This window comes from Pirellulales bacterium, from assembly GCA_036490175.1.
GTDB lineage: Bacteria > Planctomycetota > Planctomycetia > Pirellulales > JACPPG01 > JACPPG01.
In genome coordinates, this window is sequence record DASXEJ010000018.1 from 1 (window position 1) to 21,438 (window position 21,438).

Below are 21,438 nucleotides of genomic sequence, written 5' to 3' on the forward strand. Positions count from 1 at the left end.
TGGGCCAAGACACGCTGGCCGGCTGGATGAGGGCGCCTTCGGACATGGACGCGATTCGTGCTCGGCAGGAGCTCGTTCGCCAGCTGTCCGGATGCCTCGACCTGCGCGAGGCGCTGGCGTCGCTCGATGCCGACTTGGGGCGAGTCGTGCCCGAAGGGCTGATTCAATGGGCCAACGCTCCGCCGATATTGCCATCAATCGTGGCGCGCGTTGTCGGCGCGGCGCTGGTGTGGGGAATGGCCCTCGCAACCGTGATGGGGATTGTGCGTGGAGGAGAATGGTGGCTGGCGCTTGTCATGTTGGCTGTGCTCGAGGCCGGCTTCTATCTCGCGCGCCGGCTAGTGGCCCGGGGGATTGGGCAGCACGTTGGTCCGGCCGGACACGCGCTGGGGGTGCTTTATCGCTTACGCGCCGTGCTGCGCGATCGAACTGATGTGCCGCACGGTTTGAGCGACCTGGTCGCGGCGCTCGATCGCGCACTGACGCTGCCGGCCGGGTTCGTCGCCGAGGTGTATGGTCTGACTCTTCAAAACAGCTTCTTGCACGCGCTGAAGGTGCAAGGGATGCCGCTGTGGGAAATGTGGCGTTTGCGGGCCCGGCCCGCTGTGCCCGCGGCACTTGCGGCAGCCGGCCAGATCGAAGCCCTGGCGGCCCTGAGCGCCTATGCTTATCAGCGCCCCACCGATCCGTTTCCTGAACTCGTGGAACGCGGCCCGCTCTTTGCCGGCGTGGGTCTCGCCCATCCACTAATGCCGCCCGGCACCTGCGTGCGTAACGATCTTTCGCTGGGGGGCGAACGGTGCTTGATCCTGATCAGCGGCTCGAACATGTCGGGAAAAAGCACGCTCCTGCGCACTGTGGGCACCAACACCGTGCTGGCGTTGGCTGGTGCACCGGTACACGCCCAGCGGCTGACACTGTCGCCCGTGACCTTGGGAACGGCGATGCGGTTCCGCGATTCGATTCATCAAGGCGCTTCGTACTTCTATGCGGTGCTGAAGCGATTGCGGGCAGTGCTCGATCTCGCTGGGCACGAGCGGCCGTTGCTGTTCTTGTTCGACGAGATCCTGCAGGGAACCAATTCGCAAGATCGGCTGACCGGGGCCGAAGCGTTGATGCGCAAGCTGCTCGCCGAGGGGACGATCGGACTGATGACTACGCACGATCTGGCGCTGACGCGCGTGGCTGACGACCTGGCCCCGCGTGCCACAAACATGCACTGCGAAGACCAATTGATCGACGGCCTGATGACGTTCGACTACAAACTTCGGCCGGGGGTCGTGACCAAGAGCAATGCGCTGGCGCTGATGCGCTCGATGGGGTTGGACGTGTGAATCGTGGGCAGTGGGCTAACTCTTCCGTTATTTGCAGACACCGTCGGTGCCCGCGCGCCGGCAGGCGCGAAATGGAATCTCCGCCACAGCTAGTATCACGAGTGCCGTAAGGATGCTACTTCGACCTATAGACGGCGCGCTGGCGCCGCCGTACGAGGGTGGCGATGGCGCAAGCGGCGCCAACCACGGCCAGGAAGAAGGCCCCTGGCTCGGGAACTGTCGCTACGATTTGGCCCGTGAACTCATAATGAACGAGTTGGCCTGCTGCCGGCACGGTCAGCGTAACGTCTATCGGAATCGTCAACTGCTCGACACCAGGGCCGGGCGTCAAGAATTCGCCTAGACCGCTGGTCACATTCCCCAAGGGGCTGACGAGCGACTGAGAGCCGAGAAAGCCAATCGAGGGCGTCGCCCAGTTCAAGGCTCCGGCCGTCACTTGTTCGCTGAGCAGATTGGCCGAGAACGTGCCGTCCGCGTTAAGCGGAATGTCGCTGCCGGCAAACGACAGCAGCATGCCTGCCAGATACCCGATCGATGAGCCACCGAACTCGGGATTGACAATTTGGCCGGCAAAATTCGCGGGTACGTTTCCGGGAGTAAACAACCCGGGTGTATTTCCGACCGCGATCTGAACCGTCGACAAGTTCAGGTCACCGGAGGGCCCAATGGTGACAGACAGGCTGCCATTCAACGACGTAGTAAGTGAGCCGACAACTTGGGCAGTGATCGGTTCTTGGACGTTCTGATTTGGGGGATCAAAATTGTCTACGTAGCCAGAGCCCGTCAGGAAACTGGCAGAAGGATCAATGACGAGGTCCGCTGCAGACACCCCGCCGGTAGCGCCAAGCACGAGTACCGGCAGCCCGATGGCAATGCACCAGACGAATCCCCTTTGCACCTGGCGACGGCGGGCAGCAGCGGCGAAACGCGTGGCGATGGTTTTAGTCAGAGCCGTTCGATGAATTGTCATCGCGATAGTCATTAGCCTCTCCTAGGTTGCAAAGATATTCAAAGTTTGTTGATGAGATGTCAGATTGATGATTGGTGTCTTGCGCCGGCACGAGGCCAAGCGGTCGATTCATCGCAAGGCCCAAGGCATTACCGCACATAGTCGTGCCCGACGCGGCACAAGCCATGCGGGAATGGCGAATTGACCGAGACGACGTGTCACGCCGCGCGTGGCAAGGGTCATTACCAAGTAGACCGAGAAAGAAACCCGATCTAAAACGGCCGCTTGTGGGACGCGCGCTTAGGTGCGTGCGGTCAGAATTGTCATTAGCGTTCCTCCGCCTCGTTGCAGGGCGGTAGTACGCGTGACGCTGGCGGGTTGCCGAGCCAGGGTGTTAGGGGCCGATCAACGACACGATCAGGCCGAATTCCCGTAGAACTCATTGGCAATACCCCAGTAGCAGCTGCCTCAACTTCTAGACACAACGAGGTCCAGAATGCGGTACGGATCGCTCCAGCATCCGTTACGTTCCGGAAGTATAGATACGCAAACATGCCAGGGTCAAGAAAATTGTTCGACACACGATTCGTCTGCGCAATTTGAACTTGAAACACCCCGCTGACCGCTGGGCAACGCCACGGTTTGGCTGTGCGACGTCCTCAGCCCGACCAACGATACCGTCAGCATCTTGGCCCGCTCCATGACCTACGCCCGCGGCTCGGTCATGCTCCACGGGTCGAGGGCCTTCTTGAGTGTGTCTTCGGGCAGGATCTGCTTTTCGACGCACAATTCGCGAATGGTCTTACCCGACTTCATCGCTTCCTTGGCCAGTTTGGCGGATTCGTCGTAGCCGATATACGGGATCAAGCTGGTGACCATCGACAGGCTTTTTTCGACGCTGGCTTCGCAGGCTTCGGGATTGGCCAGCATCTCTTCGGCGCAGAAATCAACAAAGGCGCGCGTCACGCCGGTCAGCAGCGCAATGCTTTCCAGCGTCGTCTGGCCCATCACCGGCATCATGATGTTGAGCTGGAACTGGCCGCCGGCGGCGCCGCTGATGGTGATCGTCTGGTCGTTCCCCATTACCCGCGCCGCGACTTGCATCATGCTCTCGCACATCACGGGATTCACCTTGCCAGGCATGATCGAGCTGCCGGGCTGCCGATCGGGCAGCATTACTTCGTAGAAGGCGCAGCGCGGGCCCGAGCCTAGCCAGCGAATGTTGTTGGCCACGTTGAACAGCGTCATGGCGATGGTGCGCAGCAGGCCGTGACATTCGACCAATCCGTCACGCTGGGAATTGGCCTCGAAATGGTTCTTGGCTTCGATGAAAGGGATGCCGGTCTCCTTCACCAGCGCCGCGGCCACGCGACGGCCGAACTCGGGATGTGTATTGATGCCGGCACCCACGGCGGTGCCGCCGGCCGGAAGTTCGAGAATCGATTTCTGCGCCAGACGGGCCCGCTCGACAGACAGTTGCAATTGGCGGGCAAAGCCTCCCACTTCCTGTCCCAGGCGCAGCGGCGTGGCATCGGCCAGGTGGGTGCGGCCGATCTTGATGATCTTGTCCCACTCGGCGGCTTTGCGCGCCAGTACGGCCTGCAACTTTTCCAGCGCCGGGATCAGATCACGCTCGACCGATTGCGCCACGGCCACGTGGATGGCCGTGGGAAACATGTCGTTGGTGCTTTGCCCCATGTTGACGTGATCGTTGGGATGGATCGGCTTATCGGCTTTGAAGCGATCGCCACCTGCGATCTCGATTGCTCGATTGCTGATCACCTCGTTGGCGTTCATGTTGCTCGACGTGCCCGACCCGGTCTGAAAGACGTCGATCGGAAACTCGTCGTCGAATTTTCCTTCGGCCACTTCACGGCAGGCCTGCACGAGGGCGGCGACCTGTTTTTCATTGAGCGGGTTCTTGCCGGTGCCGGTCAACTTGCCAAGGTCCCCGTTGGCCGTCGCGGCGGCCAGCTTGACCATTCCCAGCGCGTGAATCAGCGGCGCCGGCAAGCGCCAGCCGGACACGGGAAAGTTTTCGACGGCACGCTGCGTCTGCGCGCTGTAGTAGGCCTTGGCCGGGACGCGTACGTCCCCCATCGAGTCATGTTCGACACGGAAATCCGACATGGGAACCCTCAGTTGGAAAAAACGCGGATAACAAGACGACGAGTCACGGGCCCCCGTCCGGATAGAATTGCCCCGGCCCTTCGTCACGGCGATTAAAACGCCGCTGAGAGTCGCGAAGCAGCCAATATGTCGTCGCAAACAGCACGACGATAATACAAATACCTATGACAGTCCCCATGCCCCAATTCTACCAAACCCGCGGAACCATCCCAAGAAATCTAGGATTCATAGTGTACCAGTACCAGATGACGAGTCGATGCGATCCCTTCGCGAACGGGCGTGGTCCTGCCGCCGCGAACGTGATCACACCAGAACAACGCGTCAATAATAGTGCTTGTCCGCAGAATCCGACAGGGCTTGTGCGGCGGCCAGGCCGGCCGATGCAACCGTCGCAGCGGACCTTCGTCGGGCGGGTGTCGGCTCGGGTATCAGCGATCCGTCACGATCGACAATGTCGGTCGCGAGCGTTCCAGACCAGCGACAAAGCTTCGGCTCACCGCTGTCCCCAAAACGTTGACGCCGCGCAGCATGGGGTTCGCCACAAGAAGCTGCATGCCATCGTCCGTGATCTTAGTATTGCGGAGCGACAACGACCACAGCTTGGGCAGCTTCGCCAGCGCGGCCAAGGTCCGGTCCGTCACAGCGGTGTCGTCGAGCCGCAGTGATTGCAGGCCGGTCATGCCCGCCAACACATTGGCCGCCTCGTCCGTGATGGCTGTGCCGCTTAGGTCGAGGTTTACCAGTCCGATGATGCCTTGCACGTGAGGCAGCCCACGGTTGGTGATACCGCTGCCGCTAAGGTTCAAGTTCAGCCGCGCGGCCGACCAAGACGCGATGCCCTGCAACATATCATCCTCAAGTGGTGTGCCGGCCAGATTGAGTTGGGTGAGCGCAGCAAGCCGGCCGAGAAACTTCAGTCCCGAGCCCGTGATACGCGTCTTACGCAGGTCGAGAATACTTAGGCCACGCACTTGGCCGAGATGCTCGAGCACGCCGTCAGAGATTTCCGGGCAGTCGCTCAAATACAAGTTCGTCAATCGCGGGAACGCGGCGAGCTCGGCCAAGGCGGTATCGGTTACTGGGCAACGGCTCAGTAAGATCGCTTGCAGGTTCGGTAGCTTTGCCAGTGCGGGCAAACCGGAGCCGTCGACTTGCGTGCCGGCCAGGTCGAGGTAATTCAGAAACGCGCAGCCACTCAGGTTCTGCAATGTGGCATCGGTGATCGCGGTCTGGGCGAGACTGAGAGTCACCAAGCCGGTGAAGCTCGCTAATGAAGCGCCGCCGCTGTCTGCTAAACGCGAGTTATTGAGGTATAGATTGCTGATTTGCGGCAGCCGTCGCAGCAAACGCCCCAATTCCTGGTCCGAAAGGGCCGTACCCGGCAAACTGACTGATTCCATTTGGGCGGCGCAGTCGGGACCGAAGAGCGCCTGTGCCCACTCGGGCGCCTTGTGTTCAAACTGGACGTGCCCGCCCGCGGCACGCACGGCATGCACCGTGGGGGCGAAAAAGCGTTCCTGCCAACCGTTCTTCACGGCAATCGCCGCACCTGTCAGCAGCACGCCCACGATAATCAGCGAGGGCCGCAAGTTCCGCGCAGGCGCGACAGGGCGCTGCGACGTCGCTGGACTGCCCTGCGGTTGTGGGTTACTGGGCGATTGCACGGCAGGCACCGTGGGGGCAAAAAAGATTTCGCGCCACTCATCGTCGCATGCGGGCGGGGCGCTTGATAGAGGCATCCTCAGCAGCAAACGGCGCGTTCGAGGGGCGCCTCTTCGTGGGCAGACGCGGTGCGACTAGAAATCATTGGTCAGCGATGACCGTCAGACCAGGATGTCGCTGTTTGAAAGTATCAACAGCGGCCCGGGTTACGCCTGTGCCTTGGACTGTGATCGATGTCAGCGCGGGAAATCCAGCGAATTTGCCGATCCCGTCGTCGCTAATCTTCGCGCCGTGGAGCGATAACGTTTGTAAAGAGGGCAACTTCGCCAGTGCCACGAGCGCCTGGTCCGTGACCGCTGTTTTGTCGAGACATAGCCATGTCAGGCCGGTAAGCGTTTGCAGAGTCGCGAGCCCGTCGTCGGTGACGTTCGTGCCGTCAAGATCCAAAATCATAAGGCCGGTCATCCCCTGCAAATGCGCCAGCCCTCGATCGGTAATCGGCGTGCGGTCAAGAGTCAGGTTCGATAAGAGCGTCAGTGGCGCCAAGTGGGCCAAGGCATCGTCCTCGAGCTGTGTTCCGCTGAGACAGAGAATGCCGAGCGAGCCGCATGAGCTGAGACTCTTCAATCCTGCTCCGGTCAATCGGGTGTCGTTCAAAACCAGAAAAGACAATTTTGTCACCTGGCCAAGATGGACCAGGCCATCGTCAGTCAAGTTTTTACAGCCGCTCAGATTGACGGTATTCAGTGCGGGTAACATGGCCAGGTCCGCAAGCTGGTCGTTCGTCACGGTCGAGCTTTCAAACAATAGCTTTGTGAGCTGTGGGAGTGGAGCGAGCCCCCGTATGGCACGCCCCTCAACTTGCACCGTGTGCAAAAAGATCTGCTGCAATTGTGCATTGCCGCTCAGTCCGCCCAGCACGTCCTCAGTGACAGTCACCGAATAGAAGCCTAAACTCCGCAGGTTTGTAAGCTGGGCCAGCGCGGCCGCTGTGGCCGGCCCGAGTACCACGTGATCCAGGCTGAGATTTTCGATGTGCGGAAATCTCCGTACGAGGGCGGCATTCTGCTTGTCCGATAGCGCTGGGTTATCCAGCGACAGCGACACCGCCTTGGCCAGGAACGCTTCGCCGAGCAGGGCGCGCATCCAGTCGGACTCAATCCGCTCGAGATCGACGTACCCGCCCGCCGCTTGAACAGCATGAACCGAAGGGGCCAGATATCGTTCGTGCCAGCGATTTTTTACGACAACGCCCACGATCGTCAGCAGGATGCCCACGATGATCAGCGATGGCCGCAAATTGCGACGTGGCGCTTCGGTACGGTGTGATGCCGCGCTACCGGATGACGGATAAGAGGCGCCTGGCGGTTGCATTCTGCCACCCTCCTAATCGCTGGCCGGTTCCAAGGCTTGTGCGAAGTCCCCGTACGTTAATCGAAAAATGCGTCGGGCGACACGGTTATGTTCGATTCACGAAGCCTTCGGCGTCGGCCTTGGTCATGGCATCCAGCGGTGTACCACAACGCGGACAGTACTTCGGCCGCACCAAGAAGTTGCCAGGCAGTATTGTCGCGCCACAATGATCGCAGAATTTCGTCAACTTCAAGTTAAGCCATGCGATCAGGATAACGATCGGAAACAAGACGCACAGCAGAAATGGCCATGCCATCTGCACACCACTCGATGCGTTGATCGCCACGACAAAGAAGATGAAAAGCCCGCTCATCAGCACAACCATCCGCCGGAACCATTTCCTTTTGAAGGTCGCGTCTCGTCGGCTGAAGAGCACATAGGCATTGACGCAGAACAGCACGATCCACGTGCATGCAAAGCAAGCGATCAGGCCGGAACTGACGGCGTTCAATGGTTGTTGGGGCATTAAGGTAACTGTACGGGTTAGAATAATTCGCGGACGCCCGCAATCAAAAACGCCAGCGTGCCAAACGCGCAAACAAACAATAACGGTAACCAGAACAGCCCTATGACATAGAGAAACGTCGCCTTGAGCGCGCCGCGATATCCTTGCACGAGCATTCCCCAGGCACTGAAGGCGAACCCACCGGTGATGACCCAGGCCAGGCCTGCGATCCAATCTTTGCTAGAAGAGGTCCATCGCAGCGTGGCGCTTGCGCACGCAACCAACACCATCGCCGCCAGCATGCGGCGCAAGTCGAATTGCATTCGGCGCGGGGATCGGGCACGAGGCGGGACGACCGCTACGGACGGTTCACCAACAGAAACCGTCGGCGCCATCCGGATTGGCGTGCTCTCGTTCATCGATATTCATCGATGCAGACTGCAGCTGCCGTCGGTGCATTCTTCGCGGCGGCCAAACCAGTAGCGCCGGTTTGCCACCTGGCGATAGAGTGCTTGCCAGAGCGGCATCGAGCCAGGCACGTGCATGAGCGGCGCCAACCACCACAGTCGTGGCAGCCGGCGTGAAAGATAGCGAATGGCCGCCGCCCCCCCATGACGACCTCCCTGCCGATCGACAACGTACATCTGTCGCATTAGGTCGTCGTGCGACAGATCAGGATAGCGCACCGGCACCCGCGCGTCGTGGAGCGATAAATAGGCCAGCCGGCCAGCCGCGAACCACCGCTCCAGAAAACCGATCTGGCCAGTACACATCCGGCACTCGCCGTCATAGATCACCACATCGGCCAGCGGTCGCTGATCGGGACCTGGCAATGGCGGGTGTAACGGCGTTTGGGATTCTGTCGCGGTGGCCATTTGCGGCGTGCTCCGCAGTTAGAACCGGAACGGTTTGGGGTGGGTAACAGCGGCCCGAGGAATTATACATCGCTAGACTCGCCGCCGTCGTGGCCAAAGATCCCCGGTTATGGCCGGCATTTGCTGAGCCTGGCTGTGGGGTGCGGGATCGCCGGCCTGGCAACCGACCCCGGGAATTGTCTTATCTGGCTGGCTTCCGGCCCCGGGAAGTCCTATGATCAAGGAGCCTTTTTTAAGCGCACGCCGGCGCTGGCGAGCGGCCGATTTTTCGCTGTTGGCAGGAGCGATTGTCATGGAACAGCTCTCGAAAAAAGTCGCGATCGCCAGACGGCGATTGGCGACGCAAAAGTTTCTGCGGGCCGTGCCCTGGTGCCTGTTCGGCACGCTACTCTTGGCCGCCCTGCTGGTGGCCGTCGACAAGTTTTATCCGCTGGGGCTCAAGGTGTGGGCCTGGCCCGCGATGGGCGCAGCGGCCGGCGTGGTGTTGGCTGCCGCCTTGGTCTGGTTTCGCGGACAATCCGAAATCGATGCCGCGATCGAAATCGATCGCCGCTTTCAGTTGAAGGAACGCGTATCGAGCACCTACGCGCTGTCGGCGGCCGACCGCGACAGTGCTGTCGGCCGCGCGCTGATCGGCGATGCGGTCCGCGCCTTGGAGCGTGTGGAAGTGGCCGAAGGTTTTCGCCTGTCGATGTCGCGCGCGGCGCTGCTGCCGATTCTGCCCGCGGCGATCGCCTTTCTGGTGGCTGTGTTTTTGAACCCGGCCAGTGATACGGCCACAGCCACGACCGAGACGACCGAGAAGGTGCAAGTCAAGCACGCCGTCGAGATCGCGCAGAAGAAGGCCGAAGAGCGCCGTAAGGAAGCGCGCGAGCTGGATCTGAAGGACCTCGAAGAGCCGCTCACCAAGCTCGAAGCGGGGCTAAAGCAACTGGCCAAGGGAGACGATGACCGGCGCCAGGCAATGGTCAAAATGAACGACCTGAATAAGGAACTCGAACAACGTCGCGAGGAACTGCGCGGCAACGATCGATTGAAAGACCAGCTCGAGCAGATGAAAAACCTGGGCAGAGGGCCGGCGGATAAGCTGGCCGGCGCGCTCAAGAATGGCGACCTCAAGCAGGCCGCCAAGGAGCTGGAAGCTCTCAAGGATCAGTTGAAAAACGGCAAGCTCGACGACGAGGCCAAGGCCAACCTCGCCAAGCAGCTCGATCAAATTGAGCAGAAGCTGCAGGCGATGGTCGACAAGCATCGCAAGCTAGAAGACGAGTTGAAATCACAAATCGCTGAAAAACGCGCAGCCGGCCAGACCAAGGAAGCCAACGAGTTGGAGAAGCAACTGGCCAAGCTCGCCAAGCAGGCGCCGCAAATGAAGCAGTTGGAACGCATGGCCCAAAAAATGGGGCAATGCGCGCAATGCACCAAGCAGGGTGACGGTCAAGGCGCCGCCGAGGCGATGGCCCAGATGCAAAGCGAACTGGCCGAAATGGCGCAACAACTGGCCGAAGCCGAACTGTTGGACGAAGCCCTCGATCAATTGGCCGAGGCCAAGGATGCCATGGCCTGCAAGGAATGCGACGGCATGGGCTGTGCCGCTTGCCGCGGCGCCGGCCGATTCGGCAATCGGCCTGGTAACGGATTGGGACGCGGTCAGGGCGAAGGCGACCGCCCCGAAGAGGAAACACGCACCGGCTTCTACGATACCAAGGTCAAACAACAAATCGGCCGCGGCGCCGCCACGGTGACCGACCGGGTCGAAGGACCAAATGTCAAAGGTCGGGTCGAACAAGAGATTCAATCGCAGTTTGAGGCGGTCCGCGGCAGCGACGCCGATCCCCTGGCTGACACCAAACTGCCGCGCGGTTATCGCGATCACGCGCGGACGTACTTCGACAACCTCCGCGAGGGGGAAAAGCCGGCCGAGTGATAGCGCGCGCCATTACGTCGTCGCGGCGTGATGGGTTCCCCTGGCCTGCGGCTGGCGTAGGCCTGTGACGAGCCGATCCGGCAAGTTCCGCCGCCGCGCACGAATATGACGGCTGGCGCATGGCATTTTCACAGCCCCCCACATCGGCTTGCCGCCGGGGGTGTTTGCAAGCGCCGCCGGGCCGCGTAATCTAGAGAGTGGTGAAGGTCGTGCTCGCGCGCCTTCGACTCCCACGTCTATACAATCGCTCCGCAAGACCAGGCTCGGTTTTGGCGTCTTTCCAAGGCGTTCGTTTCATGGTTTCGACGGCACTCTTCAGCTTGCTCGTCGCCTCGATGTCGGCACCTGCGCCGGCCCAGGCACCCGCCCAGACGCAAGTAATCGAAGAGCGCTTTAAATCAGGCGCGCTGCGCTCCAAGCGGCACGTGCGACTGGATGCCAAAGGCAATTCCGTCGACCACGGCGTTAACGAAACCTATTACGAAAAAGGACAACTCGCCAGCCGCTACATCTATCGCAAAGGCGAACGCGACGGCCCCTGGACCGAATGGTACGAATCCGGTCAGAAGAAAGGGGAAGGCACGTACGCCCACGGCAACAAGACGGGGCTAGAAACCCGATATTTCGCTGACGGGTCGAAGAAACAAGAAACGAACTATCGCGACGACGTCAAGCACGGCAAATCCGTCACGTGGCATCCCGGCGGACAGATGTCTGTCGAACAGGACTTTGATAATGGCGACGCCCACGGAACAAAAAGCCGCTGGTATCCAGACGGCACCCCGCAAGAGGTCACCAAGTACGTTCGCGGCACGAAGGAGGGGACGTCCGTTAGTTACTATCGCACGAAGCACAAATCGCTCGAGGTGGCCTTCAAGAGCGGTACAAAGCACGGCCATTACGGCGAATGGTATGCCGACGGATCCCCCAAAGCCGACAGAACCTATATCGAGGGTACGCTGGACGGCGAATTCACCGAATGGCATCCCGATGCCAGCCTGAAGGCCAAGGGCCTCTACGTCGATGGTCATCGGGATGGCGAATGGCAGGAGTGGTGGTCGAATGAAAGCGATCACCACCTGAAGATCGAGGCCACCTACGAAGAGGGCGAGATGGTAGGTCTCTACCGGTCGTGGTATCGCAACGGCCAGATTCAGACCTTCGCCGAATTCACCGACGGCGCCAAAGACGGCACGGTTATCGAATGGTACGAAGGGGGCAATAAGAAGTCGGAATGCTTATACGACAACGACGTGCCCACCGGCCAGGTGATGATGTGGTTCGAGACAGGCGCGCCGAAATCGATCGTGAGTTTCGTGATGGGGCATCGCGAAGGGGACGCCTACGAGTGGAACGAAGAGGGAGACCTGACCGGGTCCCGGAAAAGCCACTAAACGACGCACCGGCCTCATAGCCGTGGCCCGCACCGAAGGCGGATTAACCCTTCACGCGTTGCGGAATCGTGAAGGAATACAGAATCGTCACGGCGCCCGCCGAGAGCAAGCTCCAGGGGGCCCATTCTGGCGGTTTGATGTCCCGGCTGACACCGCGGCCAACTTCGTTGGCGGCCGCGGCAGTGCGGGACGCCAGCACGAAATCATCGACGACCAGGCATTCCGCGCCGATGACGCACATGGTCAAGCCGAAGGCTAGGAAGAATGCCCGCCACATCGTCTGTGTCTCGTCGCGATCGTTGCGCCCCGCGTGTGACAGCGCGCCGGCAAGGCGCCAGCGGGCCGGGACTCTGTAAAGATCATCGACGCGTCGCTAGCAGGTCTTCAAAGATTGGCCGGCCGACCGTCTTCGCCGGCCCGGCACGTCGGGCAGGCTTTGACGATCCTACCGATGGTATCCGGCAGGACGACGCTCGTGCCGCGCAGCCGCGGCATTCCTGGCGGGTCGTAATCCCGTCGGCCCTTTGTTACCATCAGAGCTTTCCCGCCCGGGCCTGGCCCGTGTGGGCGGTTTATTTGCTACAGACGGACTGTGATCTATGGCGCTCGATCCCTATTCTCCCTGTCCGGCCGGCACGGGCAAAAAACTGAAATTCTGCTGCGCGGACCTGTTGGGCGAGCTGGACAAAATCCAGCGCATGCTCGAGGGAGATCAGCGGCTGGCATGTCTCGAATACATCGAGAAACTACAGACCCGATTTCCGGGGCGCGCCTGTTTGCTGACCACCCAGGCGCAGTTGCTTTTGGAGCTGGGGCGTACGGACGAAGCCAAACGCGTCGTCGATGGCGTGCTCGCGACGGCGGCCGCCAACCCGGTGGCGTTGGCCGAATCTGCCCTGATCGCGCTGGGGCAAGGAGACGTGCCCGGCGCGATCGAAGCGTTGCAAATGGGGATCGCGGCCAGTCCCAACCCCATGCCGGCGACGGTAGTCGACGCGATCGCCAGTATCGGCGAATCGCTGATTGCGGTCGGCGACGTGCCGACGGCCTTGGGGCATCTGCTACTGTTGGCCAGTTTGCTGCCTCAGGACGAGCGCACGTTGACGTTGCTGATGCGGCTTAATGCGTCGCCTCAAGTGCCGCTGCTCTTCAAAGAAGAGCCAGACCTGTTCGAGGTTCCGGCCGATGCGCCCTGGAGGGAACAATTCCTCACAGCGGTCGATCCGGCGCGGCGCGGCGCCTGGCGAGCGGCGGCGGATAATCTGGCCGCGTTGGGCGAGAAGGTGCCGGAGGCGGCCGTGGTTTGGCACAGCCTGGCGATCTTACAAACATGGCTGGGCGATCATCAGCGTGCGATCGAAGCATTGCGCTATCTGGCATCGCTGGACGTGTCGCGCGATGAGCAGGTCGAGGCCGAAGCCCTCGCACAGTTACTCGATGCGGATAGCAACACCGAGCGGATTGACCTGCTGATGGTCGCTTATCCGATCACGAATATCGATGAGTTGATCGAAAAGCTCTCGGACCGGCGCGCCGCGTCGACGCCCGTCGATCCCGCTGCCTGTACCGACCAGAACGAGCCGCCGCCACGCCATTCTTACGTGCTGCTCGATCGCCCGGCGCCGCGCACCGGCGCAGGGTTGACGCGCGATGACGTGCCCAACGTGCTCGGTCACGTGCTGATCTTCGGTCGTCAGACGGACCGCGAAGCGCGGCTGGAGATGAGCGTTGCCCGGCCGAACCTGGCCGCGGCCAAGGCCGTGCTCGCCGAACTATGTGCCGCACAATTGGGACCAGCCGGCGAAGAAGAAAAACGCGGCGACCTGCCCAGCGGCCAATGGGCGCTCAGTTGGAACTGGCGGCTGCCCGAGGACACACCCGTCGACCAGGTTCACAAACTGCTGGTCGAGCAGCGCCGCTATGCCATCCTGCAGCGTTGGCCGACCACGCCGCTGGCTGTGCTGGGGGGTAAGACGCCGCAGCAAGCCGGGCCGGACGCACGATTGCAGAGCCGCCTGCTGGGCGCGATTTTGATATTGGAGTTGTCGTTTCAAGAACCGTCGGTCGGCGACGTCTTCGTGGAACTGCGGCGTCGCTTGGAACTTCCGGCTGCTACCCCGATCGAACTCGGAACGACGCCTGTCGAACGTGTGCCGCTGGCGCGATTGCACCGCGTAGATTGGCAACACGTGGACGACGAATCGTTGATCAATGCCAACAGCCGGGCGCTGTTCACCGCCGCGCAACTTGCCCTCCGCAAGATCGTGCTCGCGATCCTGACGCGCGATTCGCTCAAAGGAAAGGTGAACCGGGCCCAGTTGTACGGATTGCTTGCGCGGGTGGAAGACGACACCAGCCAGGCAATTCAATATCTCGATCAGGCTCGCGCCGCCGCGGACGAGGCCAAACAATCCACAGCGATGCTCGACTTGCAGGAGTTGGCATTGCGGATGGAGCGGGGTGAGCCCGAGGAATTCGGTAGAGTGTTGTCGCACATTCAGATGCATCACGCGCGCGAGCCCGGTGTGGCTCAGGCGCTGATGCAAATCCTGGTCGAGGCGGGGCTGATGACGCCAGACGGGCGCCCCGTTCGAGGGCCTGGACAGGGCGAAGCAATGGCCGCGCCAGGCCCAGCGGCAGACGCCGGCAAGATCTGGACCCCCGAGAGCGAGGCCGGTCCTGGCAAAAAATCCGCGCTATGGGTTCCCGGCGCCGAGTGACGTGTTGGCATCCGCCGTGCTCGTGAATTCGGCCGCTGCGGCAGCATGTGACCAGCGAAAATCGCACGGTCGGTCTCCGATATCTTGTTTCTCCGCGCGTCGATGAGCGAGGGCCTGTACCGTGAATTCCGGCGAACGACCGCGCGAGCTTGACGCCTGGCACATGCGCCGGGCCATCGAGTTGGCGGCCCAGGGCCGGGGCTTCGTCGAGCCCAATCCCCTGGTGGGTTGCGTCATCGCTCGCGGGGCCGAAATAATCGGCGAGGGATGGCACGGTCGCTTTGGCGGCCCGCACGCTGAGGTCGTGGCTCTGTCTGTAGCGGGCTCGCGCGCGGCGGGGGCCACAATGTACGTCACGCTGGAACCCTGTTGCCATTTTGGCAAAACCCCGCCGTGTACGCAGGCGATTCTGGCGGCAGGGATCCGCGAGGTAGTCATCGCCGAGCAGGATCCGTTTCCCCAGGTCAGTGGCGGTGGCATCGCGGCGTTGCGCGCGGCGGGCCTGCAAGTAGACGTAGGCGTGCTCGGCGCAGAGGCTCAGAAGCTCAACGCTCCGTACCGCAAGCTGATCACCCACGGCCAGCCCTGGATTATCGCCAAGTGGGCCATGACGCTCGACGGGCGGATCGCCACCGTCACCGGCAGCAGTCGCTGGATTTCGAACGAACAATCGCGCGCGATCGCCCACCGTTTGCGCGGCCGGGTCGACGCCATCGTCGTTGGTCGCATCACGGCCTTCGCGGACGATCCCTTGCTCACCGCGCGCCCGGCCGGCGCACGTGTGGCGACGCGGATCGTGGTCGATAGCCAGGCCCTATTAAGCAGCGACAGCCAGTTAGTGCGTACTGCCGCCGAAGTACCCGTTTTGATCGCGACGGCCGAGTCGGCCTTTCCCGAGAACGTGGATCGGTTGCGCACCGCCGGCTGCGAAGTTTTGATCTGTCCCGGCGGCACGCATCGCCAGCGGCTCGATGCCCTGCTGGTCGAACTGGGGAGGCGGCGCATGACCAACGTGCTGGTCGAAGGGGGAAGCCGCCTGCTGGGCGCGTTCTTCGACGCCCGCGCGGTGGACGAGGTTCACGCTTTCATCGCTCCCAAGATGTTCGGCGGCGAGGTGGCACCGGCTCCGATCGCAGGCGCCGGCTTATACGATCCGAATCAGGCCTTCAGACTCGACGGGCCGCGGATCGAATTGGTGGCCGGCGACATCTACATACACGGTCACGTGGAAAAGGGCCGTGAGCAGGCCGCATCGTAGCGCCGCCGACGTCACCGGCACGGCGACAACTGCAGCGCCTAGTGAACAGCCGTTGTTTCGACCGGCGCGGCGCTGGGGACCTTGATGGACCGCTCCGTCATTGTGACCGCCATGCCTGGCTGCACGAGTTCGGTCCCCTCGACGACCACGCTTTGGCCGGCCTCGAGCCCCGCGGTGATCACACTCAGCCCCTGGTACGTGTCGATCGGTTTAACCGGTAGCGCGACGATGTGCGATTCCTGATCGACGACGTAGACCGACGGGCCGCCGGGTCCGTGCAAAACCGCCTGTTCAGGAAATACGACCACATCCTGATACTGACCGATTGTGGCGCTCGTCTGCACGCACTCACCAGGCAGAATTACTTCTTGCGGGTTGGCGACCTGAGCCTTGACCAACACGGTCGACGTCGGTTCGTCGATCGTATTATCGACGAAGATCACTTGCGCCTGCTCGCCGTACAGGCGATCTCCTGGCAGCGTCAGCCGCAGTGACAGCCCGCGCCGTGCCAGCTCGGTGACCTCTTGCAAATGTCGCGCGGGGACCTTGAACTCGATGCCCATCGGATCGAGCTGTTGAATCGTGACCAACACCGTGTTGTCGTCGGCGCTGACCAGATTGCCAAGCTTGACGTGCATTTCGCCAATCCGACCCGTTGCGGGGGCCATGATGCGGCAATGGGCAAGATTCGCTTCCGCCAGATGCAGGGCGGCCGTGGCTTGCTGCACGGCGGCGTCACTCGCCAAGATCCCGGTCTTATGGTCCGAGGCCGTCTGGCGCTCTTGTGCTTGATCGGCTTCGACCTGGGCGGCGGCTTTCTTGCGAGCCGCCTCGGCCTGATCGAATTCAGACCGGGTGGCGTTACCGCGCGCTAACGATTGAGATTGCCGACGTTCTTCGATTACCGCCTGATCGAATTGCGCCTGATGAAGTCGCAACTGTGCTGCGGCTAGTTCGTGCGTCTTCGATTCGCGCGCCCGCACCTGCTGGGCTTCAGCCTGCGCAAGCTCGGCCCGCGCCTGGGCCAGCGCCAACTGGAACGGCTCCTCATCGATCACGACCAGCAAATCTCCGGTATGAACGTCGGCGCCTTCTTGAAAATGTTGTTCCTTGAGAAATCCCGATACGCGGGCACGAATCACAACATCGCGCAGGCTGCGCGTCATGCCAGGGGTCGTGATGACGATCGGCACCGCAGTTCGTTCCGCTTTGACCACCACCACAGGCGGCGCTTTACCCGAGGGAGTTAGCGACGATTCCTCGCCGCAGCCTGGCAGCACGCATGCGGCGAGCATGAGTCCGATCGCCGCCACGCCATAGCGGGCACCATCAAATGCCTGACGCAACCAGGGGTGACGGCATTCGACGGGCGGGAGGTGGTTCGCCCCATTCCCGCCCGATATCTGGCACGCGACGGAACTGAAAAGGGCATTTATCATGCTCATGAGTCCGAACACGTTTCACTATGAGTTAGGAACACGGGTGCGCCCCGCCATGGCGCCAGTTTGCTCCCTTATTCCCATTTATTGTACAGGCCGGCGGTTCGGCTCGCCCGCGATCGGTCGACACGGATCCGGCTCCTGGGGCACGAACGCTTTGCAGACCTGCACGGGTGCTTACGGCCCGTCTGTTGAGTATCCTATGACCATGGCGCCTCGCCGGCCACTGGCCGACAATCGCCCGAATGCCCGCCCCGCATCACTCCTTGTCGAGAATTTCCCATGGCGTCCACGCGCATTACTCTCATCGCCAGCCAACCATGCGGTCGGGATTTTCTGGTACGGGGTATGGCCCGCTGCGTTTGGGGCCGCGTGGCCGTCGGTATGGTGGTGGCATGCTTCCTGGTCGCGGGTGCCACCGGTGCATCAGCCGAAGAGAAGCCGGTCGCCGTGGAGGACCAGGACTTCTCGGCGGAATTGCCCCGGATTGCGCCGGTTGAGCCGCCGAACGCGGCGGGCACTTTTGTCACGGCGCCAGGTTTTCACGTGGAACTGGTGGCCGCCGAACCGCTGGTGACCGATCCGATCGCCCTGTCGTTTGATGAGCAGGGCCGGTTGTACGTCGTCGAAATGCACGACTACTCGGAAGACGCTGAAGGCAACACGGGCGTGATCCATTTGCTCACCGACAAAGACGGCGATGGCCGATTCGACACCAGCAGCGTATTCGCCGACAAGCTCTCGTGGCCGACCGCGGTTGTTTGTTACGACGGTGGTATTTTCGTCGGAGCGGCGCCCGATATTTTCTATCTCAAGGATACCGATGGCGACGGCCGCGCCGACGTGATGAAGAAGGTCTTTACGGGCTTCGGACGCAGCAATGTCCAAGGACTTTTGAACAGCTTGACATGGGGGCTCGACAATCGCATCCATGGCGCCACGAGTAGTTCCGGCGCTTCGGTAAAGCGGGCCGACGACGACAAGGCCAAGCCGTTGGCCTTGGGGGGTCGCGATTTTGCCTTCGATCCGCTCACGCTCGCCATCGAGGCTACCAGCGGCGGCGGCCAATACGGCATGAGCTTCGACAACTGGGGGCATAAGTTTGTCTGCTCGAACAGCGACCATATTCAGCAGGTGATGTTCGAAGACCGCTACGTCGCGAGAAATCCTTACCTGGCAGCTCCGAGCGCGCGGGTCAGTATCGCCGCCGATGGCCCAGCGGCCGAAATCTATCGCGCCAGCCCGGTCGAGCCGTGGCGTGTTGTCCGCACGCGATTGCGCGTGTCTGGCAAAATCCAAGGGCCGATCGAAGGCGGAGGACGCGCCAGCGGCTATTTCACAGGCGCCACCGGCATCACGATCTATCGTGGCAACGCCTGGCCGAAGCAGCAGGAAGCGTGGGCGATCGTGGGTGATGCCTGCACGAACCTGGCCCATCGCAAACGCCTCGAACCCAATGGCCTGGAGATGATCGCCCGACGAATCGACGTCGACAGTGAGTTCGTGGCGTCGAAAGATATCTGGTTTCGGCCGGTGCAATTCGCCAATGCTCCCGACGGCAATTTGTACATCGCCGACATGTATCGCGAGGTGATCGAGCATCCGTTGTCGCTGCCGCCGATGATCAAGAAACATCTCGACCTGACCAGCGGTCGAGACCGGGGTCGAATCTATCGTGTGGTCGCCGATGGTTTCGCGCAGACGGCATTGCCGCAAATGGGGCGTGCCACCACGGGCGAACTTGTCGCGATGCTCGGACATACAAACGGATGGCAGCGTGACACGGCGGCACGATTGCTCTTCGAGCGGCAAGACAAATCCGCCGTACCGGCCATCGAGCAAATGGTTGCGAGTGCGCCGACACCCGAGGGACGCGTGCATGCGCTCTATGCCCTCGCCGGGCTCCAGGTCGTGGCGCCGCGGGCTCTACTGGGGGCACTTGCCGACGAGCACCCGCAGGTACGCCGGCATGCGGTGCGGCTGGCCGAGCGCACGGCAAATGACTCGTCCGAGCTGCGCGACAAGTTGCTGCATATGGGCGGCGCGGAACAAGATCTCGAAGTCTGTTACCAATTGCTGTTCAGCCTGGGCGAGGTGAACGCCGGGGGGCGCGACACGGCCTTGGCGAAACTAGCCCGCCGCGACGGCACAGATCGGTGGATGCGATTGGCCCTTGTCAGTTCGCTGGCCCACGGCATCGACGCGGTCTACCAGGATTTGTACATGGACCAGGCCTTTCGCGCCACCGATGCCGGCCGGCTGTTGCTGGCCACGTTGGCGACGCAAGCGGGCGCCTCGGGGCGCGAAGCGGATGTGACGGCGGTTCTCGCTTCGGTCGACGCGTTGCCTGAGTCCGAGGCGGACCTGGCCGGGCAGATCGTGCGCGGCTTGAGCGAAGGAGCGGCACGGCAAGGGGCCTCGCTCGAGCGCTACCTGGCCAAGCGGCCGTCGGGCCGCACGCGCGAAGTAGTCGCCCGATTGCTTGAGGATGCGCAAGTCCGCGCGCGTGATACCAATCGCCCCGCCGCAGAACGGGTACGGGCGGTTGGCGTGTTGGCATTGGGCCCCTCCGAGGCGGCGCTGCCAGTATGGAAAGATCTGGTCGACCATCGTCAACCGCAAGAAATTCAACTGGCGGCCTTGGCTGCGTTGGGGCGAGCGGACAATGACGCTATCGCTGAGATCATCCTCGCTGCCTGGCCGACGTTGAGTCCTCGCTTGCGCTCGCAGGCAACGGAATCGTTGTTTGCCCGCGCCGATCGATTGCCGGCGTTGTTGAACGCCATCGCGGAGGATCGGTTCAAAGCGGCCGATCTCGATCCGGTGCGCGTGCAGCAGCTGTTGAAGAATCCGGACGCCACGATCCGACAACGAGCGACGGAATTGTTGGGCGATATCAAGTTAGGCCGACGACAGGACGTTATCGATGCCTATCGTCCGCTGCTGAAATTGGCCGGGGATCCCATCGCCGGCAAGAAGCACTTCCAAAAAGTGTGCGCTGCGTGCCATCGGGCCGAAGGCGTGGGATACGAGATCGGCGCGAACCTGGCAGCGATGAAAAATCGTGGGCCCGAGGCGATCCTGGTCAATGTGCTCGACCCCAACCGCGAGGTGAACCCGCAGTTCGTCAACTATCTGCTCACCACGACCGACGGACGGGTGCTTACCGGCATGATCGACGCTGAAACGGCCACCAGCGTTACGTTAAAGCGCGGGGAAGGGGCCACGGATACGGTGCTACGCGTCAACATCGAGCAACTCACGGCGAGTGGCCAGTCATTGATGCCCGAAGGGGTCGAGGAACAGCTCGCCGTTCCGCCAGCCGAGCGCCAACAAGCTCTGGCGGATCTGATTGCCTATTTGATGGCCGTGAAATAAGCGTGCGCGCCGCTCGATAGTTCCTCGCTGATTCAGCGCCGCCGCTCTGCGAACCGTATTCTGTAGCTTTGTCCGCGAATCCCGCTGGAACCCGCGGACCAGGGTTCCGCGGCACGGTGACACCGCAAATGCCGCACGTCGGATGGCACGGCGCTTTTCCAATGGACCGCGTGATTCCCAGAAGTGATTAAGGCCTTGGCATGTTGAACAAACATTACAAATCGCACAGGTTTTGCGGAGGGGAACCCCATTTGCCTAAATCCTCGTCGTCAGCGAAATTTGCCTGGAAAGAGGGAAAGTTGCCGACAAACCCGGCAGACCTGGCCCAATCCTGAGGCAAACGCAAGGTAAGGACCCAGGGGAGCGCGGTAGAATGCGGCACACTTTCCGCACCGGCGATTTTCGTCGGAATGTTCTTGCCGAGGCGATTTCGACATCCATTACTATCTCAAGAATCACACCATCTTCGCTTAGGTGACCCATGAGCACGTCGTTCGCAGTAGCCACTAAATTA

15 protein-coding genes are annotated in these 21,438 nt (G+C 61.6%); 6 read left to right on the forward strand and 9 right to left on the reverse strand.

The genetic code is table 11. The features are described 5' to 3' along the window. Positions 1 to 1,334, forward strand: a 1,334-nt coding sequence (locus tag VGG64_01480; protein HEY1598242.1) for a hypothetical protein, incomplete at its 5' end; no start/stop codon positions are given. A gap of 115 nt (positions 1,335 to 1,449) precedes the next feature. Here VGG64_01480 and VGG64_01485 read toward each other — a convergent pair. From VGG64_01485 to VGG64_01515, 7 genes are all read right to left on the reverse strand, one after another. Next, entirely contained in the window at positions 1,450 to 2,304 is an 855-nt protein-coding gene (locus VGG64_01485) for a hypothetical protein (protein ID HEY1598243.1), read from the reverse strand. 684 nt (positions 2,305 to 2,988) lie between these two features. After that, a complete protein-coding gene (locus VGG64_01490; protein ID HEY1598244.1) occupies positions 2,989 to 4,413 on the reverse strand; it encodes a class II fumarate hydratase in 1,425 nt (474 codons plus the stop codon). Positions 4,414 to 4,841: 428 nt separating this feature from the next. Beyond that, positions 4,842 to 6,077 (reverse strand): hypothetical protein, encoded by a 1,236-nt coding sequence (locus VGG64_01495; GenBank protein ID HEY1598245.1) that lies wholly within the window; start codon positions 6,075 to 6,077, stop codon positions 4,842 to 4,844. A gap of 139 nt (positions 6,078 to 6,216) precedes the next feature. Continuing rightward, positions 6,217 to 7,449 (reverse strand): hypothetical protein, encoded by a 1,233-nt coding sequence (locus VGG64_01500; protein HEY1598246.1) that lies wholly within the window; start codon positions 7,447 to 7,449, stop codon positions 6,217 to 6,219. A gap of 85 nt (positions 7,450 to 7,534) precedes the next feature. Further along, positions 7,535 to 7,954: a hypothetical protein gene (locus tag VGG64_01505; protein ID HEY1598247.1), complete on the reverse strand. Its 420-nt coding sequence runs from the start codon at positions 7,952 to 7,954 to the stop codon at positions 7,535 to 7,537. Between the two features lie 17 nt (positions 7,955 to 7,971). Continuing rightward, positions 7,972 to 8,256 (reverse strand): hypothetical protein, encoded by a 285-nt coding sequence (locus tag VGG64_01510; GenBank protein HEY1598248.1) that lies wholly within the window; start codon positions 8,254 to 8,256, stop codon positions 7,972 to 7,974. Between the two features lie 102 nt (positions 8,257 to 8,358). Next, entirely contained in the window at positions 8,359 to 8,808 is a 450-nt protein-coding gene (locus tag VGG64_01515) for a DUF393 domain-containing protein (GenBank protein ID HEY1598249.1), read from the reverse strand. 292 nt (positions 8,809 to 9,100) lie between these two features. On the opposite strand from VGG64_01515, the gene VGG64_01520 reads away from it, so the two are divergent. Both VGG64_01520 and VGG64_01525 read left to right on the forward strand, forming a co-directional pair. Continuing rightward, complete coding sequence (locus tag VGG64_01520; GenBank protein ID HEY1598250.1) at positions 9,101 to 10,735, forward strand: hypothetical protein; 1,635 nt, start codon at positions 9,101 to 9,103, stop codon at positions 10,733 to 10,735. A 296-nt stretch (positions 10,736 to 11,031) separates the two neighbouring features. Continuing rightward, positions 11,032 to 12,129, forward strand: a complete 1,098-nt coding sequence (locus VGG64_01525) for a toxin-antitoxin system YwqK family antitoxin (GenBank protein HEY1598251.1) — start codon at positions 11,032 to 11,034, stop codon at positions 12,127 to 12,129. A 43-nt stretch (positions 12,130 to 12,172) separates the two neighbouring features. Here VGG64_01525 and VGG64_01530 read toward each other — a convergent pair whose 3' ends face one another. After that, positions 12,173 to 12,406, reverse strand: coding sequence for a hypothetical protein (locus VGG64_01530; protein HEY1598252.1), 234 nt, complete (start codon positions 12,404 to 12,406; stop codon positions 12,173 to 12,175). Between the two features lie 322 nt (positions 12,407 to 12,728). Between VGG64_01530 and VGG64_01535 the strand changes: the two genes are divergently transcribed. Together VGG64_01535 and ribD are read left to right on the forward strand one after the other, a co-directional pair. Beyond that, positions 12,729 to 14,849 carry a hypothetical protein gene (locus VGG64_01535; GenBank protein ID HEY1598253.1) on the forward strand — a complete coding sequence of 707 codons (2,121 nt, stop codon included), beginning with the start codon at positions 12,729 to 12,731 and terminating at the stop codon, positions 14,847 to 14,849. A 121-nt stretch (positions 14,850 to 14,970) separates the two neighbouring features. Continuing rightward, positions 14,971 to 16,107, forward strand: a complete 1,137-nt coding sequence (ribD, locus tag VGG64_01540; protein ID HEY1598254.1) for a bifunctional diaminohydroxyphosphoribosylaminopyrimidine deaminase/5-amino-6-(5-phosphoribosylamino)uracil reductase RibD — start codon at positions 14,971 to 14,973, stop codon at positions 16,105 to 16,107. Positions 16,108 to 16,145: 38 nt separating this feature from the next. Here the strand turns inward: ribD and VGG64_01545 are convergent, their stop codons facing one another. Continuing rightward, positions 16,146 to 17,402 carry an efflux RND transporter periplasmic adaptor subunit gene (locus tag VGG64_01545; protein HEY1598255.1) on the reverse strand — a complete coding sequence of 419 codons (1,257 nt, stop codon included), beginning with the start codon at positions 17,400 to 17,402 and terminating at the stop codon, positions 16,146 to 16,148. A 426-nt stretch (positions 17,403 to 17,828) separates the two neighbouring features. Here VGG64_01545 and VGG64_01550 point away from each other — a divergent pair, with 426 nt between their 5' ends. After that, on the forward strand, positions 17,829 to 20,924 hold the full coding sequence (locus tag VGG64_01550) for a PVC-type heme-binding CxxCH protein (GenBank protein HEY1598256.1): 3,096 nt from the start codon (positions 17,829 to 17,831) through the stop codon (positions 20,922 to 20,924). The last annotated feature ends 514 nt before the right edge of the window (positions 20,925 to 21,438 follow it).

Excerpts from the sequence above, each read along its gene's own strand:
- VGG64_01485 (HEY1598243.1), bottom strand. The coding sequence starts at position 2,304 with ATGACAATTCATCGAACGGCTCTGACTAAAACCATCGCCACGCGTTTC.
- VGG64_01490 (HEY1598244.1), bottom strand. The coding sequence starts at position 4,413 with ATGTCGGATTTCCGTGTCGAACATGACTCGATGGGGGACGTACGCGTC.
- VGG64_01500 (HEY1598246.1), bottom strand. The coding sequence starts at position 7,449 with ATGCAACCGCCAGGCGCCTCTTATCCGTCATCCGGTAGCGCGGCATCA.
- VGG64_01505 (HEY1598247.1), bottom strand. The coding sequence starts at position 7,954 with ATGCCCCAACAACCATTGAACGCCGTCAGTTCCGGCCTGATCGCTTGC.
- VGG64_01510 (HEY1598248.1), bottom strand. The coding sequence starts at position 8,256 with ATGCAATTCGACTTGCGCCGCATGCTGGCGGCGATGGTGTTGGTTGCG.
- VGG64_01515 (HEY1598249.1), bottom strand. The coding sequence starts at position 8,808 with ATGGCCACCGCGACAGAATCCCAAACGCCGTTACACCCGCCATTGCCA.
- VGG64_01520 (HEY1598250.1), top strand. The coding sequence starts at position 9,101 with ATGGAACAGCTCTCGAAAAAAGTCGCGATCGCCAGACGGCGATTGGCG.
- VGG64_01525 (HEY1598251.1), top strand. The coding sequence starts at position 11,032 with ATGGTTTCGACGGCACTCTTCAGCTTGCTCGTCGCCTCGATGTCGGCA.
- VGG64_01530 (HEY1598252.1), bottom strand. The coding sequence starts at position 12,406 with ATGTGGCGGGCATTCTTCCTAGCCTTCGGCTTGACCATGTGCGTCATC.
- VGG64_01535 (HEY1598253.1), top strand. The coding sequence starts at position 12,729 with ATGGCGCTCGATCCCTATTCTCCCTGTCCGGCCGGCACGGGCAAAAAA.
- VGG64_01545 (HEY1598255.1), bottom strand. The coding sequence starts at position 17,402 with ATGCTCGCCGCATGCGTGCTGCCAGGCTGCGGCGAGGAATCGTCGCTA.
- VGG64_01550 (HEY1598256.1), top strand. The coding sequence starts at position 17,829 with ATGGCGTCCACGCGCATTACTCTCATCGCCAGCCAACCATGCGGTCGG.